We start from the raw sequence: 16,860 nt of genomic DNA, 5'->3' as shown, positions 1-16,860 counted from the left end.
CGTCGTTAAGGCGTCCGTGCATGCTTTGCTTTGCAGCGCTGCAAAAGCGTAGCAAGACCGCCCGACGGACCGGGAAAACTGTTTGGCGGCGAAGTCCGGCCTTACGGCCGACCCCCGGTGTGCCAGCACCGGAGGCCGGCTCTCTGAGCCCTGAACCGGCTCAGAACTGATCAACTGGATACGCATCTACTTGTCTGTGAGGACCCAGTGAACATCAGCAAGCTTAGTGCACGTGGGGTCAGTCGGCGATCGGTTGTGGCGGCGATCGCTGCGTCCGCGCTGGCCCTGACCGCGTGCAGCAGTGGCGGCGAGAAGGCCGCGGAGAAGCCGGACGGCCCGGTCACCATCAAGGTCTGGGCGTGGTACCCGGAGTTCAAGGCCGTCGTCGACCAGTACAACGCGACCCACACCGACGTCAAGATCGAGTGGACGAACGCGGGCACCGGCCAGGACCAGTACACCAAGCTCCAGACCGCGCTGAAGGCCGGCAAGGGCGCGCCCGACGTGGCGATGCTCGAGCTGCAGGAGATCCCCACCTTCGCGCTCACCAAGCACCTGGTCGACCTCGGCAAGTACGGCGCCAACGACGTCAAGGGCGACTACGTCGACTGGGCGTGGAAGCAGGTCAGCTCCGGTGACCAGGTCTACGCGATCCCGGTGGACGCCGGCCCGATGGCGATGATGTACCGCGAGGACATCTTCAAGAAGTACAACCTGACCGTCCCGACCACCTGGGACGAGTACAAGGCGCAGGCCGAGAAGCTGAAGACGGCCTCCGGCGGCAAGTCCTTCATCACCGACTTCGGCGCCAACGACGGTGGCTTCATGACCGGTCTGTTCTGGCAGGCCGGCGCCAAGCCGTACGCCTACGACCTGGCCAACCCGTCCAGCATCGGCGTGAACGTCAACAACGCCGAGGCCAAGAAGGTCCTGGAGTACTGGGAGGGCCTGGTCAACGGCGGTCTCGCCGACACCACCGCGTTCCACACCACGGACTTCTACAACGGCCTCAACACCGAGAAGTACGCGACCTACATCGCGGCCGGCTGGGGCCCCGGCTACATCCAGGCCAACGCCGCCGGCTCGTCCGGCAAGTGGAAGGTCGCGCCGCTGCCGCAGTGGGCCGCCGGCGAGAACAAGCAGGGCGACTGGGGCGGCTCCTCGTTCGCGGTGACCGACCAGGCCAAGTACCCGGACATCGCCGCCAAGGTGGCGATGGAACTGTTCGGCGCGAAGAACACCGAGGCCTGGAAGATCGGCATCGACAAGGCGTTCCTCTTCCCGACCGCCACCCCGGTCCTGGAGTCCGACACGTTCAAGAGCAAGTCGTACGACTTCTTCGGCGGCCAGAAGGTCAACGAGGTCTTCGTCCCGGCCTACAACAACATCGGTGAGCTGGCCTGGAGCCCGTTCAACAGCTACAACTTCAACCAGCTGACCACGAACCTGAACCAGGCGATCGAGAAGAAGACCTCCTGGACGGCGGCGCTGAACACCGCGCAGGAGAACATCAAGACCTACGCCACCCAGCAGGGCTTCAAGGTTCAGTAATGACCGAGGTCCAGACTCCCCCCGCGGCCGCTCCGGCGGCCGCGGGCCCCTCGGCCGCGACCGGCACCCGGCGATCGGCGAAGGTGAAGGAAGCGGCCACCGGCTGGCTGTTCGCCCTGCCCTTCACGATCCTGCTGATCGCCTTCCTGTTGCTGCCGATGGGCTACGCATTCAAGATCAGCCTGTACCGGTCCACCCTGCTCGAGGGTGAGGTCTTCGCGTTCTTCGACAACTACCAGCAGGCGTTCTCCGACCCGCTGGTCCGTGAGGGCGTGGTCCGGGTCCTGATCTTCGGGCTGGTGCAGACGCCGGTGATGATCGGGATCGCGCTCGTCGCGGCGCTGCTGATCGACGCCACCACCTCCCGGTTCTCCCGGTTCTTCCGGCTCGCGGCCTTCGTGCCGTACGCCGTACCGGTGGTCATCGGCACCCTGATGTGGGGCTTCCTCTACAGCGACAGCATCGGCCCGTTGTCCGGGCTGGGCATCGACTTCGTCTCCGGTGACACGGTGCTGGCGTCACTGGGCAACATCACCACCTGGCAGTGGGCCGGATACAACATGATCGTCCTGTACGCGGCCCTGCAGGGTCTGCCGCGGGAGACCTACGAGTCCGCGCGCATCGACGGCGCGAGCGAGGTCCAGATCGCGCTGCGGATCAAGACGCCGATGATCTCCTCGGCGCTGATCCTGGCGACCCTGTTCACCATCATGGGCACGCTGCAGTTCTTCACCGAGCCGCTGATCCTGCAGCCGCTCAATCCCGGCGCGATCACCCAGCACTACACCCCGAACGTGTACGCCTACAACCAGGCGTTCTCGTTCCAGCAGTACAACTACTCGGCGGCGATCTCGTTCCTGCTCGGAGCGGTGGTCTTCATCGGGTCGTACATCTTCCTGTTCGCCACCCGGAAGAGGAGCGCGCTGCGATGAGCTTGAAGAAAGGCAGCGTCGCCGCCCACGTCGTGATGGGGCTGATGGCGATCTACTTCCTGCTGCCGTTCTGGTGGCTGCTGGTCGCCGCGACCAAGGACAACCAGGGTCTCTTCGACTCCGCGTCGCTCTGGTTCTCCGACTTCCACCTGATCGACAACCTGAAGGCGCTGTTCGAGCAGGACAACGGGGTCTACCTCACCTGGGTCCGCAACTCGGCGTTCTACGCGGTGGTCAGCGGGGTCGGCTCGACGGTGGTCGCGGCGCTGGCCGGGTACGCCTTCGCGAAGCTCCGCTTCCCCGGCCGCAACGCCCTGTTCGCGCTGCTCCTCGGCCTGATCATGGTGCCGGCCACGGCGCTGGTGCTGCCGACCTACCTGCTGATGTCGCAGGCGAACCTGGTCGACACGATCTGGGCGGTGATCCTGCCGTCGCTGCTCAACCCGTTCGGCGTCTACCTGCTGCGGGTGTACGTGCACGACTCGATCCCCGAGGAGATGCTCGAGGCGGCCCGCATCGACGGCGCCGGCGAGCTGCGGGTCTTCACCAGCGTGGCGCTGCCCGCGATGAAGCCTGCCCTGGTGACCGTTCTGCTGTTCGGCATCGTCGCGTCCTGGAACAACTTCTTCCTGCCGCTGGTGATGCTCAGTGACGACCAGCTCTACCCACTCACCGTCGGTCTGCGGAGCTGGTACATGTCCGCGATCATGGGCAACGGTGGCGCGGCCACCTTCAGCGTGATCGTGACCGGCGCTCTGATGGCGATCGTCCCCCTGATCGCCGCCTTCCTGATGCTGCAGCGGTACTGGCGCGGTGGTCTCACCATCGGCGCAGTTAAATAAGCCCCGCGCATCTCCTCTTCTTCTTGGTAAAGGGACACAACAATGCTCCGTGCGCGTGTCGCATTGAACCCGGGCGCCGTCGTGGCGCCGGTCAGCCGCCGGACCTTCGGCTCGTTCGTCGAGCACATGGGCCGCTGCGTCTACACCGGCATCTACGAGCCGGGTCACCCGCTCGCCGACGAGGACGGCTTCCGTACCGACGTGCTGGCGCTGGCCCGCGAGCTGGGCGTCACCATGGTTCGCTACCCGGGCGGCAACTTCGTCTCCGGTTACCGCTGGGAGGACGGCGTCGGCCCGCGCGAGCAGCGGCCCCGCCGCCGGGACCTGGCCTGGCGCAGCATCGAGACCAACGAGGTCGGCATCGACGAGTTCGCCAAGTGGGCGGAGAAGGCCGACGTCGAGATCATGTACGCGGTCAACCTCGGCACCCGCGGTGTGCAGGAGGCGCTCGACGTCCACGAGTACGTCAACCACTCGGAGGGCACCGCGCTCAGCGAGCAGCGGCGGGCCAACGGGGCGGAGAAGCCGTACGGCATCAAGCTCTGGTGTCTCGGCAACGAGCTGGACGGACCCTGGCAGACGGGACACAAGACCCCGGAGGAGTACGGGCTCCTCGCGGCCAGCACGGCACGGGCGCTCCGCTCGGCCGAACCGGACCTGGAACTGGTCGCCTGCGGCAGCTCGTCGTCCTCGATGCCGACGTTCGGCATCTGGGAGTCGACGGTGCTGGAGCACGCGTACGACGTGGTCGACTACGTCTCCTGCCACGCGTACTACGAGGAGCACGACGGCGACCTGGGCTCCTTCCTGGCCTCCGCCGTCGACATGGACTTCTTCGTCAACAGCATCGTGGCCACCGCGGATGCGGTCGGCGCCCGGCTGAAGAGCACCAAGAAGATCAACCTGTCGTTCGACGAGTGGAACGTCTGGTACCTGTCGCGGTTCCAGAACGCCCCGCTGCCGGAGGAGTGGAAGGTCGCCCCGCCGGTCATCGAGGACCAGTACAACGTGGCCGACGCGGTGGTGGTCGGCAACCTGCTGATCTCGCTGCTCCGGCACAGCGACCGGGTCACCGCGGCCTGCCAGGCGCAGCTGGTCAACGTGATCGCCCCGATCATGACCGAGCCCGGCGGCCCGGCGTGGAAGCAGACCATCTTCCACCCGTTCGCCAAGACCGCCGCCCTGGCCAAGGGCGACGTGCTGCGCCTGGACATCGCCGCGCCGACCTACGAGACGGCGAAGTACGGCGCGGCCCCGCTGGTCGACGCGGTCGCCACCCACGACGCCTCGACCGGTGACGTGACGGTCTTCGCCGTCAACCGGGACGTGGCGAACCCGGTGGAGTTCACGGTGGACCTGACCGCGTTCGGCGCCGGCTTCGAGGTCGCCGAGGCGTGGACCCTCACCGACGACGACGTCTACGCCAAGAACTCCAAGGACGCCCCGGAGCGGGTCGCCCTGCGCCCGACCGGCGAGGTCCCCGGCGGCTCGGTCGTGCTGGACGGCGCCACCGCCACCCTGACCCTGCCGCACGTCTCCTGGAGCGCCATCCGCTTCACCCGCGCCTGATCCGCTCAGCGCACGACCGGCCGGCTCCCACCGCCAGGGGAGCCGGCCGGTGTGGGTTTCGGCCATCATGCGCGCCCCAACTCCACACGCCGTCGGGGCACAGCTCAGCGTGTGGAGTTCGGCCGTTATGCGCGCCTCAACTCCACACGCCGTCGGGGCGCAGCTCAGCGTGTGGAGTTCGGCCGTCATGCGCGCCTCAACTCAACACGCTGAAAGTGTTATCCGCGGTGAGTGAAAAACGTCGGCGATTTAGACCTTAAAGGACCCTTAAAGGCTCTGGGAGAGCGGTTTCTCGCCACGCATGATGGCGTGCGTTCCCTGTCTTTGGAGGTCGCACCCCCATGCGCCGTAAACGGAGCTTGATACTGGCCGCCGCGGCTACCGCCGCCGCGCTCGCCACCGCCTGGATCGCCCTGCCCGCCTCGGCCGCCGCGCCCACCGCCACCGTGCGTACGGTGTCCGACTGGGGCACCGGCTGGCAGGACGAGGTGACCATCACCAACTCCGGGGCGTCCGCGATGACGTCCTGGAAGCTCGAGTTCGACCTCCCGGCGGGCAGTACGGTCGGCAGCTTCTGGGAGGCCGACATGGTGGCCTCGGGCAGCCACCGGACCTTCACCAACCGCCCCTGGAACGGCGCCGTCGCCGTCGGGGCGAGCGTGACGTTCGGTTTCGTCGGCACCGGCGCGCACCCGCTGAACTGCAAGCTCAACGGCAACCCGTGCAACGGTGTGGCCACGACCCCGCCCACGACCGTTCCGGCGACGCGGGTCCCCACGGCGGCCCCGACGACTGCTCCGGTGACGGTCGCGCCGACCACGACGAAGGTGACCGTGCCGCCCGCCGGTGACCTGCTGCCGGTCACGGTCAGCAACCGGTCAGGGCGCAGCGAGCCGGTCTACCTCTACGTGCTCGGCGTCAACCTGGCCACCGGCAAGCTCGGCTACGTCGACGCGGGTGGCCGGTTCACCCCGTGGAGCGGGGGAGGCCCGGTGCCGGTGCCCGCCCCCGACGTGTCCATCCCCGGCCCGGCCGACGGCGCCAGCACCACGATCAAGGTGCTGAAGAACATCTCCGGCCGGATCTACTTCTCCTTCGGCCGCAAACTCGACTTCCGGATCACCGGCGACGGCCTGGTCCAGCCGGCGCCGTGGGCGGGCGGCGACCCCAACCGCGACATCCTGTTCGACTGGAGCGAGTTCACCCTCAACGGCTCCGGACTGTGGCTGAACAGCTCGCAGGTGGACATGTTCGCGGTGCCGCACATCGTCAGCGTCACCGGCGGCAGCGGCGTCACCAGCAAGACCGGTGAGCTGGCCGCGGGCGGCCGGCAGAAGGTGATCGACGCGGTCCGGGCGAACCCCGACTTCGCGAAGAGCGTGGTGACCGGTACGAACGGGACGGTGCTGCGGGTGCTGGCCCCGGGCAAGGCCACCGACGCCGGGCTGATGAGCGCGAACTACCTCGACGCGTACATCACGAGCGCGTGGAACGCGTACACCGCAAGGAATGTGACCGTCGTGCCCTTCGGCGACCGGCCGGACGTGAAGTATGTCGGCCGCACCTCCGGATCGGTGATGAACTTCACTGATGGCAGTGGCCGGACGGTGGCGTCGTTCACCAAACCGTCCACCGCGAACGTCTGGGGCTGTGACGGCGCGCTGGGCGCACCGAACGACCAGGTCGTCGGGCCGATCGCCCGGACCCTGTGCGCGGCCCTGTGGCGGACCACGCTGGGCCGGATCGACACCCAGCCGGGTGGGACGGCGGCCGACTTCTACACCGGCGGGCCGGCGAACCCGTACGCCAAGGCGGTCCACGGCAACATGCTCGACGGCAAGGCGTACGCGTTCGCCTTCGACGACGTGCAGAACCAGGAGTCGCTGGTGCACGACGGCGACCCGCGCGCGGCCGGGATCACCCTGACCGGTTTCTAGCCGAGCGGCCGGTACGCGACCTCCGGGTCGAGGAGAGTCACCCAGGACGGGCGGTAGGCGGGCAGCCTGCCGTCCATCTCCTCCTGCAGGTTCGTGCGCCACGGGCCGGACACGCCGTCGTCGTGCCACCAGGCCGGCCACGAGTCGTAGCGGCGTTCCACGCGTACGCCGGTCGCGCTGGTCTCCACCCGCAGGAACAGCCACCTGCCGTACCGCGGGTCGGACTCGGCCCGGCGCAATGCCCGGACCAGCTCGGTGAGCCGCCGGAACGCGGCGTACCGCTCCTCGCCGGGCCGGTCCGCGGGCGGGAAATCGCCCGGCTGCGCGCTGAAGCTGGTCGCGTCGGCGTACGCCAGCAGCGTGCACCGCCCGTCCCCGTGCGGCGCCCGGTCCTGCAGCCAGGAGACCAGCGTGTCCAGCTCGCCGGTGGTCGGCGGAGCCGGCCGGGACAGCTCCGGCGCGTCCTGCATCGCCGACCAGACCAGCCGGTCGTGCTCGCCCTGGCTCAACCGCCGCACCCGGCGCATCGGCGGCCGGCGGCCCGCCTCGATCCGCGGCGCGGCGCTGCCCGGCACCAGCCCGCCCCGGGCGGCGACGGCCACCGCGGCGTCCGGCTCCGGCACCGGATCGCCGAGCAGTTCGGTGAGGTGGGCGACGGTCACCTCGGCCCGCACCGCGGCGGCCAGCAGCTGCTCGGCGGCCGGCCGGGAACCCAGCCGGGCCAGCGCGGCGACGGTGTTCTCGGCGGTGAGCAGCGGCCCGGCCATCTCGGCCATCCCGTCGGACAGGCCCTCGCGATAGCGCACCCGGGACCAGCGCCCGCTCTCGTGCCAGATCACGAAGCCCAGCCGCTCCCGCTCGGCGAGCGGCAGCAGGGTGTCCCAGGGGAGCCAGTCGGGGGCGCCGGTGAGCAGGTCCAGCGGCGGGTCGGACGCGGTGGTCGCGCTGTGCTCGCGGTGGTGGCCGTAGAGGACCGCGCGCCGGCCGTCGAGCAGCGCGAACCGTGCCCAGCTCCCGTCCTCGTCGTCCCGGCCGGCGCCACGGTCGTCGATCGACCAGGTGCCGGGCCGGCCGAGGGCGGTGTGCGTGGCGCTCAGTGCCGCCCAGCGTGTCCAGAGCAGTCCGGGCGCGGGCAGGTCCACGTCGGTCAGCATCTGTCCACTGTGCCAAATGCGAACCGGGCGGCGTCAAACCCGGGGTGCCCTTGTGGTGCGGGCGGTAGCGGTACGGGTGCGAGCGGTCAGCGCCCGCCGGCCCGGGCCGAACTGCCCGGCGATGCTTACCCACGTCTTCGGCCTTCTCGGCGCCGCCCTGTCCATGTCCATCGCCTGGCCTCAGGTCTACCGGTCCTGCGTGCGCCGCCGCACCGGCGGCCTGTCGGCCACCGCCTGCATGCTGGCCGTGGCGATGCCGCTGGGCTGGGTGACGTACGGGCTGCTGATCGGCGACCGCTTCCAGGTGGTGACGAACACGGTCAGCGCCTCGACCGGTGTCGCCATCCTGATCGCGCTGCTGGTGACCCGGCCCGCCGTGCGGTCCGGCCGGGCGCTGCTGGGCAGCGCGGGCGCCGCCGCGGGTGTGCTGCTGGCCGTGTCGGCGATCGCCGCCTCCGCCGCGCTGCCGCAGATCAGCGGCCCGCGGGCGGCCGCGATGCTGGGCACCGTGCTGGCCGCGATCTCGTTCGTCTCGGCGATCCCGCAGCCGCTCGCCCTGCTGCGCGACCGGGAGCAGGACATCTCCGGGCTGTCGCCGGTGCGCTGGACGCTCGCCGCCTCGGCGTGCGCCTCCTGGTTCGCCTACGGCATCGGCGTCGGCCAGCCTGCCGTGTGGGCGTCCGCCCTGGTCGGCCTGACCAGTGCGCTGACCGTCTGCGGCGTGCTGTTCACCCGCCGGGCCGGCGCGGGCTCCCGCGTCCTGGCCACCGCCTGACTCGCATCGACTTCCTTTTGATGCGCCCGAGAAGGAACCCGAGGGGAACCGCATGCGCCGTCTGATCGCCGGTGTGCTGAGCGCCGCCGTCATCGCCCTCCCGGCGCCCGCCCGGGCCGCGGCCCCGGGTGCCGGGGTCACCGACCGGGTCGCCACCCCACGCCTCGGCTGGTACAAGTGCTTCGGCATCGCCGAGTGCGCGACCGTCGCGGTGCCTCTCGACTACGACCACCCCCGCGGCGAGAAGATCGAGCTGGCCGTCCTGCGGATCCGGGCGAAGAGCCCGAAGCGCCGGATCGGCAGCCTGTTCGTCAACCCGGGCGGCCCCGGCGGCTCGGCCACGTCGATGGCCCTGGCCGCCGGCGACTTCCTCAGCGACTCCGTGCTGGAGCGGTTCGACGTGGTCGGCGTCGACCCGCGCGGTGTCGGGTTCAGCGCCAACCTGAAGTGCTGGGACTCGGCGAAGAGCCAGAACGCCGTCCTCGGCCGGATGGACGTCGCCTTCCCGATGGGACGGCAGCAGACCCAGCGGTACGTCAGCGGGGCGCAGGCGATCGGCAAGGCCTGCTCGACCACCGGCCGCAAGATCGCCGGCGCCATGTCGACCACCGAGGTGGCCCGGGACATGGAGGTGATGCGCCGGGCCGTCGGCGACCGGAAGCTGACCTACCTGGGCTTCAGCTACGGCACCGCGCTCGGCCAGTATTACGCCAACCTGTTCCCGGACCGGTTCCGGGCGATCGCCGTCGACGGCACCATCGACCCGCGGCAGTGGGCCGGGACCAACGGGACCGGCGGCGCGATGCTGGACACCCGGATGCGGTCGGGCGAAGGGGCCTACCGGGCCCTCCAGGAGATCCTCCGGCGGTGCGACGCCCGGGGCGAGGAGTACTGCGCGTTCGCCGCCGGCGACCCGGCCGCCCGGTTCCGGGCGATCACGGCGCGGCTGCGGGCCGCCCCGCTGGTGGTCGACGACGAGTTCGGCAGGATCACCCTCACCTACGCGGATTTCGTCGGCGCGACCCTGAGCTACCTCTACACGCCGTACGCCGGTGACCTGGTCACCCGGTTCGCGGCCGAGGTGGAGGCCCTGCAGACCGGCGCCGCGAGGACCGGCACCCTGCGCCGGCGGCTCCAGGCGGCCGCGTTCCCGTACGACAACAGCCTGGAGGCCCAGAGCGCCGTCATGTGCACCGACGGGCTGCACCCGGCGAACGCCGCGACCTGGCCGGCCCGCGTCGCCGGGCGGGACGCCGCCGCCCCGTACTTCGGGCGGCTCTGGGGCTGGAACACCGCCCAGTGCGCGAGCGGCACCTGGACGGTCCGGGACGAGGACGCGTACCGCGGGCCGTTCAACAAGCGGACGGCGGCTCCGGTCCTGATCGTCGGCAACCGCTGGGACCCGGCGACCAGTTACGCCGCGGCCGTCTCGTCGAGCCGCCTGCTGCCGAACTCCCGGCTGCTCACCAGCGACAACTGGGGGCACACGGCGTACGGCACGGGCGCCTGCGCGACCGCGGCGATCGACCGGTACCTGCTGACCGGCAAGGTCCCGGCCGAGGGCACGGTCTGCGCGGCGGCGCACCAGCCGTTCACCAGCAAGCTGGGCGGCGACACGGAGAAGGCGGCCCTCTCCGGCAAGAGCCTGCCGCCGGTGGTCGCGCCCTGGGGTTTCTGAGCCCCGATGATCTCCGCAGCCGGGCCGGTGTTCGTGGGCGGTCCGGCTGCGGTGCCCCTGCCGTCATGCGGCCCTGCGCCCGTTCTTCGAGGGCTTCCAGTCGGCGCTGTCGCGGCTGTCCGCGGGCAGGCCGGCGATCGAAGTGACCAATAGTAGGACGAAGAAGACAACCAGTGCGATTTCCATGACTCAAGGGTCGCGCTGTTTCGCGCGCCGGAACAGTGGCAGGAATGCCATACATCTTCAAGAAACTGCCAACCTGCGGGTAGGGTGGCCACATGTTGCGAAGCGTCGCTGTGATCGCGTTGCCCGAGGTGGCGGTCTTCGAGATGGGCGTCCTCTGTGAGCTGTTCGGCTACGATCGCACCCCCGAGGGCCTGCCCGGTTACGAGTTCTCGGTGTGCAGCGTCGGCGGCGCCCCGGTCCGCACCCACGCCGGATTCAGCCTCACCCCGGATCACGACCTCACCCCGGCCGAGACCGCCGACCTGATCGCCATCGCCCCCAACGACATCCAGGACCCGCCGGCCGAGGTGATCGAGGTCCTGCAGCGGGCCCACGCCCGCGGCGCCTGGATCATGAGCGTCTGCACCGGCGCGTTCACCCTCGGCGCCGCCGGCCTGCTCGACGACCGCCGGTGCACCACACACTGGCGGCACACCGACGCCCTCGCCGAGCGGTTCCCCCGCGCCAAAGTGGACCCCGGCGTCCTCTACGTCGTCGACGACAACATCCTCACCAGCGCCGGCACCGCCGCCGGGATCGACGCCGGCCTGCACCTGATCCGCGAGGAGCAGGGCTCCGCCGTCGCCGCCCAGATCGCCCGCCGCATGGTCGTCCCGCCGCACCGTGACGGCGGCCAGGCCCAGTTCATCGAGACCCCGATGCCGACGATCTCCTGCGAGACCCTTCAGCCGCTGCTCACCCACGTGCTCGAGACCCTCGACCGGGCGCACACCGTCGACACCATGTCCGACCTGGTGCACATGGCGCCGCGGACGTTCGCCCGCCGTTTCCGTGCCGAGACCGGCGCCACCCCGCACGACTGGCTCACCAACCAGCGGGTGCTGCTGGCCCGCCGCCTGCTCGAGGACACCGACCTGGGCATCGACGCCGTGGCGGCCAGGGCCGGGTTCGGCAGCGCACAGACGCTGCGGCATCACTTCACCCAGCGCCTGTCCACCACACCGCAGAGCTATCGGAGCACTTTCAAAGCCAAAACCTGATTGCGGCGGTACGCCGTGAGCAGTCCTTCTCCGGCCCGGTGCTTTCTCACCGGTTCGTTACCTCGCCGGCCCGTTCGTGGCGAGCCAGGCGGTCAGGGTGGTCGGTCCCAGGTAGGCGGACGGGCCGGCGACCAGCGCGTCCACCGGGATGTCGGCGCCGAAGAACGGCCTGCCGTCACCGGTCACCCGCTGCCCGGGCGCGGCCAGCCGGCGGCCGACCTCGTCCATCGCGAACACCTCCGGCCCGGCCGCCTCCACCGTCCCGCCGGCCGGCTCCGCCTCGGCGATCACGGCGAGACGCGACACCAGGTCGGTCAGGGCGATCGGCTGAACCCGTACCGGTCCCATCCTGATCTCGTCGCCCTCGGTGTTCGCCTGCAGCAGCGTCCCGAGGAACTCGAAGAACTGCGCCGCCCGCACGATCGTCCACGGCACCCCGCCGGCCCGGACGGCCGCCTCCTGCGCCAGCTTCGCCCGGTAGTAGGGCAGGTTTGATCCCTGTTCCAACCCGATGATCGACAGCAGGACGTGGTGCCGCACACCCGCCTTGCCACCCGCCGCCGTCAGGTTCTCCGAGGTCACCCGGAAGAACTCGGTCGCCGCCGCCTCGTCCCGCGACGGCGTGTTCGTCACGTCGACGACCACGTCCGTACCCGTCAGCGCCTCCTCGAGACCCACCCCGCTGAACGCGTCGATCCCGGTCGACGGCGACGCCGGCACCACCTCGTGACCACGGTCCCGCAACGCCTCGACCAGCAGCCGACCGGTCTGCCCGGTCCCACCCACCACGACGATCCGCATCTTCCGCTCTCCTCCACTCGCGTGCCGTTCGCCCCGCCGCGGCGGGGCCGGAACATGGACGAGACAGCCCGGCGGAATGTGACATCAGCGGCGGGGGAGCTCGCTCTGGGCAGCGGAGAGCCAGTCCAGGGCGTACTCCAGATCCATCGCGGCGGACCGGCGGCGATAGGACCGGTGCCCGCGGGCGACGGCAGCGCAGGCCGCGATCCGGCGGCGGAAGGCCGCGTACCGGTACACGTCGTCGATCGGCGCCGCCCCACCGTGATCGTCGCCGTCCCAGCGGCGCCGCAGACGCCGCACGACGGCCGCCACGGTCAGCGCCACCCAGACCGCCACGACGCCGGTCACCGCCAGCGGCGCCGGCCGGGCCACCGCGGGCCAGCCCACCACCGCCAGCACCAGCGTCACCAGAGCCCCGGAAGCGCCCCCGGCCACTGCCGTCACCGGATCCCGTAGCGCTCTCACCGGTCCCGGGGCCGTCCCGCCTCTGGTCACCCTTCCCGGCGTTGCCCTTCCCGCTGCCGTTCGGATCTGCTGCTGGACCTGGCCCCATCGGGCGAAGCCCACATGATCCGGCCTATCCGCTGTCCAGTCCCGACTCTGCGCATCGATGATCACGGCATCGAGGTCGCGCTCTATCCGGGCGAGCCGCGGCACCGCCTCACCGGAGAACGGGTCCTCCCGTACCGCCGCCCGGGACCGCCAGAAAGCCATCAGACCGGGTCCTTCCGGGCGTCCTCGAGGTGCCGTTCGAGACAGTCGATGGCTTGGCAGAGCAGCTGATCAGCGTAGGCGAGGTGACGAACCACCGGATCGTCGCGAAACTCGCGCCGCAGCCGGGCGACCGTCCAGTTCCCCGGCCTCACCTGCCGCAGGCCCGCCGACACCAGCCGTACCCGCGCCCGATAGAGCCCTTCCGCAACCGCCGCCAGCCGCTCGACCGCCGCCGCCGACCGTTCGGCCGCCGTGACCCCCGCATCCGCTGCTGGCGGCTCCAACGGCGACAGTGTGGCTCCTGGGGCCGCAGGCGCCGGCGCCGTCCGGAGATCCGCCGCGCGGGCGAGACGCCGGTGGCCCACCGCGAACCGGGCACGCCGCGCCACCCACGGCGACACCGCGAGAATCACGGCCGACACCGCCGCGCAGACAACGAGGACACCCGCCGGACCGAACCCCACCGCCCCCGCCAGAGCCGCCGACCCGAACACCACCAGAAACGTCACCAGCGACACCACACCCACCTGCACCGGCCCCGCCGGCACCCCCGCCGCCTCGGTGAGCGTGCTGTCGAACGTGGACAGCCGGGCACACGCTGTACGAACCCACACCTGCCCGCTGTCACCGGCCGCATCGATCCCGGTCAGCCCGTCGGCGGCCATCGCACGGACGGCGGCGAGTTCGGCGTACAGAGCGTGGCCGGCCATGTTCCGAGCGTCGCACCGCATGGCTCGTCGCGCAGCTCACAGACTGTCGTGTTTCAGCGCGCCCGCCGCCGCAGCCACGCCGCCGCGTCGTCCGCCGTGGACACCGTGTCCGCCGCCGGAGACACCGGGCGATCCACCATCACCACCGGAATCCCCAGCTCACGGGCCGCGACCAGCTTGGCGTCCGAGCCACCGCTGTCCTTGGTGACGACGACGTCGATGCGATGCCGGACGATCAGCTCCCGTTCCCCCGCGACGGTGAACGGCCCCCGATCGAGCAGCACCTCCATCCGCCGCGGCATCGGCGCCTCCGGTGGCTCCACCGACCGCGCCAGGAACCAGCAGTCGTCCAGCCCCGCGAACACCCCGATGCCCTGCCGCCCGGTGGTCAGGAACACCCGCCGTCCCTGCCGCGGCAGCGATTCCGCCGCCTCCGCCAGCGACGCGACGCGGTGCCACTCATCGCCCGGCCCGGCGGTCCAGCCCGGCCTTCGCAGGACCAGCAGCGGTACGCCCACCGCCGCACAAGCCTCGAACGCGTGCCCACTCATCGCCGCCGCGAACGGATGCGTCCCATCCACCACCACGTCGATCCGGGAGTCCCGCAGGTATGCCGCGAGCCCCGCCACCCCACCGAACCCACCGATCCGTACCTCCCCCGCGGGCATCAGCGGCTCCCGTGTCCGCCCCGCCAGCGAACTGACCACAGCGAACTCCCCGGCGACCAGCCCCGCCAGCCGCCGTGCCTCCGTGGTCCCACCCAGCACCAGCACTCTCACCCGGGCATTCTCGCCGAGCCGCACTCACGGGCAGAGGCCCCCGGCCTCCTCGCCGCCCGAGCACAGGCCTGCTGCCCGCGGAGCGCCCGGCGGTCGGCTGGTGAATTGCGGCTGGTTCTGAGGGCGACCGGGCGGGGCGCTGGGGCATTCAGCCGGGGGAAGCGGGTCGGGGCGGCAGCGGGTGGTGGAGTACAGGTGGCTGTCGGGGAACTGGGCGGCGGTCAGGGCCGCGCCGACGACGATCACCGCGGTACGGCGTACACCGGAGGCCTTGACCTTGGCGGCGATGTCCGTGAGTGTGCCGCGGATGACGAGTTCGTCGGGGCGGGAGGCGCGGGCGACGACCGCGACCGGGCAGTCCGGCCCGTAACCGGGGACGAGTTCGGCGGCGACCGCGTCGATGCGCTGGACGGCCAGGTGCAGCACCATGGTGGCGCGGCTGGCGCTGAGGGTGGCCAGGTCCTCGCCGGGTGGCATGGCGGTGGCGCGTTCGGCGGTGCGGGTGAGGATGACGGTCTGGGCGACTTCGGGGACGGTGAATTCGCGGGCCAGGGTGGCGGCTGCGGCGGCGAAGGCGGGTACGCCGGGTGTCACGTCGTAGGGGACGCCGGCGGTGTCGAGGCGGCGCATCTGTTCGGCGACGGCGCTGAACACCGACGGGTCGCCGGAGTGCAGGCGGGCGACGTCGGCGCCGGACTCGTGGGCGGCGACCATCTCGGCGATGATCTCGTCGAGGTTCAGGTTCGCGGTGTCGATCTTGCGGGCGCCGGGTGGGCAGGCGTCCAGGAGTTCGGCGGGGACCAGGCTGCCGGCGTAGAGGCAGACCGGGGACGCGGCGATCAGGCGGTGGCCGCGCAGCGTGATCAGGTCGGCGGCGCCGGGGCCGGCGCCGATGAAGTGGACGGTCATCGTGGCAAATCCTCCGGGACGGTGGTGGGGACGACGGACCAGATGGTCACCGGCATGAAGGAGCGCCATCCGGTGAATCCGCCGACCGGGGAACCGCGTTGTACGGTGATCCGGCTCAGTTCGCCGCCGTGTCTCGCGTAGGCGCCGGCCAGTACCGCCTCCGATTCGACGGTCACCGCGTTGGCGACCAGGCGGCCGCCGGGGCGCAGCGCGGCGAGGCAGCGGTCCAGGACGCCGTCGCGGGTCAGCCCGCCGCCGATGAAGATCGTGTCCGGCTGGGGGAGCCCGTCGAGGACGTCCGGGGCCCGGCCGTGGACGACGCGCAGGCCGGGTACGCCGAGGGCGGCGGCGTTCGCGGTGATCGTCGCGACCCGTTCGGCCGAGGACTCGACGGCGACGGCCCGGCAGGACGGGTGGGCGCGCATCCATTCGATGCCGATGCTGCCGGAGCCGGCGCCGATGTCCCACAGCAGTTCGCCGGGCGCCGGGGCGAGCGAGGCCAGGGTCACCGCCCGGATCTCCCGTTTGGTCAGTTGCCCGTCGCCGGCGAAGGAGGTGTCGGGCAGCCCGGGCACGACGCTGGTGGCCGGCCCGTCGCCGCAGTCGATCGCGATCACGTTGAGCGGGTCGCCGTCGGGAAGCACCCAGCCGTCGGCGGTTCCGGTGACGACCCGTTCCCCGGACCCGCCGAGCTGTTCCAGAACGGTCATTCCGGCGGCGCCGTACCCGCGGCTGACGAGCAGTTCCGCGACCGCGGCCGGGGTGTGCGCGCCGGCCGACAGCACCAGGATCCGGCGTCCGGGATTGATCACCCGGTTCAGGGTCTCGACCGGAGCGGTGACCAGGCTCACCACGTCGGCGCCGGCAAGGTCCCAGCCGAGCCGGGCGGCGGCCAGCGACACCGACGACGGGTGCGGCAGCACGCGGACGGCCTCCGCGCCGAGCAGCCGGACCAGGGTGGCGCCGATGCCGTGGAACATCGGGTCACCGCTGGCGAGCACGCACACCCGCCGTCCGCGTTCCGCCTCGAGGAGCCCGGGCAGCGCCGGGAGCAGCGGGGACGGCCACGGGACACGCCGGACGTCGTGGTCGGTGGCGAGCATCCCGAGCTGGCGGGCGCTGCCGAACACCACCTCGGACCGGAGCAGGGCGGCCCGGGCCGTACCGGAGAGGTCCGGCCAGCCACCCGCGCCGATGCCGATCACCGTGACCAACTGCTGAGGTTGCATTCCGAAGAACCTAGTCTTCGGGATTTTTCTGATCTCGTTGAGCCAACTCGGCGT

General features: G+C 71.1%; 16 protein-coding genes. 8 read left to right on the top strand and 8 right to left on the bottom strand.

Going from position 1 to position 16,860, the window contains the following annotated elements; all coding sequences use genetic code 11:
* The first annotated feature begins 255 nt into the window (after positions 1-255).
* The 5 genes from ACZ3II_RS14795 to ACZ3II_RS14775 all read left to right on the top strand — a co-directional run bounded on the left by ACZ3II_RS14795 (position 256) and on the right by ACZ3II_RS14775 (position 6,831).
* A complete protein-coding gene (locus ACZ3II_RS14795) occupies positions 256-1,551 on the top strand; it encodes an ABC transporter substrate-binding protein (protein WP_465518168.1) in 1,296 nt (431 codons plus the stop codon).
* Positions 1,551-2,483 carry a carbohydrate ABC transporter permease gene (locus tag ACZ3II_RS14790; RefSeq protein WP_465518167.1) on the top strand — a complete coding sequence of 311 codons (933 nt, stop codon included), beginning with the start codon at positions 1,551-1,553 and terminating at the stop codon, positions 2,481-2,483. Before ACZ3II_RS14795 ends, ACZ3II_RS14790 begins: the two co-directional genes overlap by 1 nt.
* A complete protein-coding gene (locus ACZ3II_RS14785) occupies positions 2,480-3,325 on the top strand; it encodes a carbohydrate ABC transporter permease (protein ID WP_465518166.1) in 846 nt (281 codons plus the stop codon). The genes ACZ3II_RS14790 and ACZ3II_RS14785 overlap by 4 nt, the downstream gene beginning before the upstream one ends.
* 42 nt (positions 3,326-3,367) lie before the next feature.
* A complete protein-coding gene (gene arfA / locus ACZ3II_RS14780) occupies positions 3,368-4,894 on the top strand; it encodes an arabinosylfuranosidase ArfA (protein ID WP_465518165.1) in 1,527 nt (508 codons plus the stop codon).
* Positions 4,895-5,235: 341 nt separating this feature from the next.
* Positions 5,236-6,831, top strand: a complete 1,596-nt coding sequence (locus ACZ3II_RS14775; RefSeq protein ID WP_465518164.1) for a beta-1,3-glucanase family protein — start codon at positions 5,236-5,238, stop codon at positions 6,829-6,831.
* Here ACZ3II_RS14775 and ACZ3II_RS14770 read toward each other — a convergent pair.
* Entirely contained in the window at positions 6,828-7,985 is a 1,158-nt protein-coding gene (locus tag ACZ3II_RS14770; RefSeq protein ID WP_465518163.1) for a hypothetical protein, read from the bottom strand. The two genes, ACZ3II_RS14775 and ACZ3II_RS14770, sit on opposite strands and share 4 nt — an antisense overlap.
* A 52-nt stretch (positions 7,986-8,037) precedes the next feature.
* Between ACZ3II_RS14770 and ACZ3II_RS14765 the strand changes: the two genes are divergently transcribed.
* Positions 8,038-8,760, top strand: coding sequence for a SemiSWEET transporter (locus ACZ3II_RS14765; RefSeq protein WP_465518162.1), 723 nt, complete (start codon positions 8,038-8,040; stop codon positions 8,758-8,760).
* 52 nt (positions 8,761-8,812) lie between these two features.
* Entirely contained in the window at positions 8,813-10,438 is a 1,626-nt protein-coding gene (locus ACZ3II_RS14760; protein ID WP_465518161.1) for an alpha/beta fold hydrolase, read from the top strand.
* Between the two features lie 63 nt (positions 10,439-10,501).
* Here ACZ3II_RS14760 and ACZ3II_RS14755 read toward each other — a convergent pair whose 3' ends face one another.
* Positions 10,502-10,624, bottom strand: a complete 123-nt coding sequence (locus ACZ3II_RS14755) for a hypothetical protein (protein ID WP_465518160.1) — start codon at positions 10,622-10,624, stop codon at positions 10,502-10,504.
* A gap of 92 nt (positions 10,625-10,716) precedes the next feature.
* On the opposite strand from ACZ3II_RS14755, the gene ACZ3II_RS14750 reads away from it, so the two are divergent.
* Positions 10,717-11,664, top strand: a complete 948-nt coding sequence (locus ACZ3II_RS14750; RefSeq protein WP_465518159.1) for a GlxA family transcriptional regulator — start codon at positions 10,717-10,719, stop codon at positions 11,662-11,664.
* 57 nt (positions 11,665-11,721) lie between these two features.
* Here ACZ3II_RS14750 and ACZ3II_RS14745 read toward each other — a convergent pair whose 3' ends face one another.
* The 6 genes from ACZ3II_RS14745 to cbiE form a co-directional block, all read right to left on the bottom strand.
* On the bottom strand, positions 11,722-12,465 hold the full coding sequence (locus ACZ3II_RS14745; RefSeq protein WP_465518158.1) for an SDR family oxidoreductase: 744 nt from the start codon (positions 12,463-12,465) through the stop codon (positions 11,722-11,724).
* Between the two features lie 84 nt (positions 12,466-12,549).
* On the bottom strand, positions 12,550-12,873 hold the full coding sequence (locus tag ACZ3II_RS14740) for a hypothetical protein (RefSeq protein ID WP_465518157.1): 324 nt from the start codon (positions 12,871-12,873) through the stop codon (positions 12,550-12,552).
* 305 nt (positions 12,874-13,178) lie between these two features.
* Entirely contained in the window at positions 13,179-13,889 is a 711-nt protein-coding gene (locus ACZ3II_RS14735) for a hypothetical protein (RefSeq protein WP_465518156.1), read from the bottom strand.
* Positions 13,890-13,942: 53 nt separating this feature from the next.
* The gene (locus ACZ3II_RS14730; RefSeq protein WP_465518155.1) at positions 13,943-14,668 is read right to left on the bottom strand and encodes a cobalt-precorrin-6A reductase; all 726 of its coding nucleotides are present in this window, start codon (positions 14,666-14,668) and stop codon (positions 13,943-13,945) included.
* 24 nt (positions 14,669-14,692) lie between these two features.
* Positions 14,693-15,577 (bottom strand): precorrin-4 C(11)-methyltransferase, encoded by an 885-nt coding sequence (gene cobM / locus ACZ3II_RS14725; RefSeq protein ID WP_465518154.1) that lies wholly within the window; start codon positions 15,575-15,577, stop codon positions 14,693-14,695.
* Positions 15,574-16,806: a precorrin-6y C5,15-methyltransferase (decarboxylating) subunit CbiE gene (gene cbiE / locus ACZ3II_RS14720; protein WP_465518153.1), complete on the bottom strand. Its 1,233-nt coding sequence runs from the start codon at positions 16,804-16,806 to the stop codon at positions 15,574-15,576. The genes cobM and cbiE overlap by 4 nt, the downstream gene beginning before the upstream one ends.
* Positions 16,807-16,860: the final 54 nt, after the last annotated feature.

Source organism: Actinoplanes sp. NPDC019969 (assembly GCF_055562375.1).
Note: the sequence above shows the minus strand (reverse complement) of the source record. Positions and strands in the feature narration are given on the sequence as shown.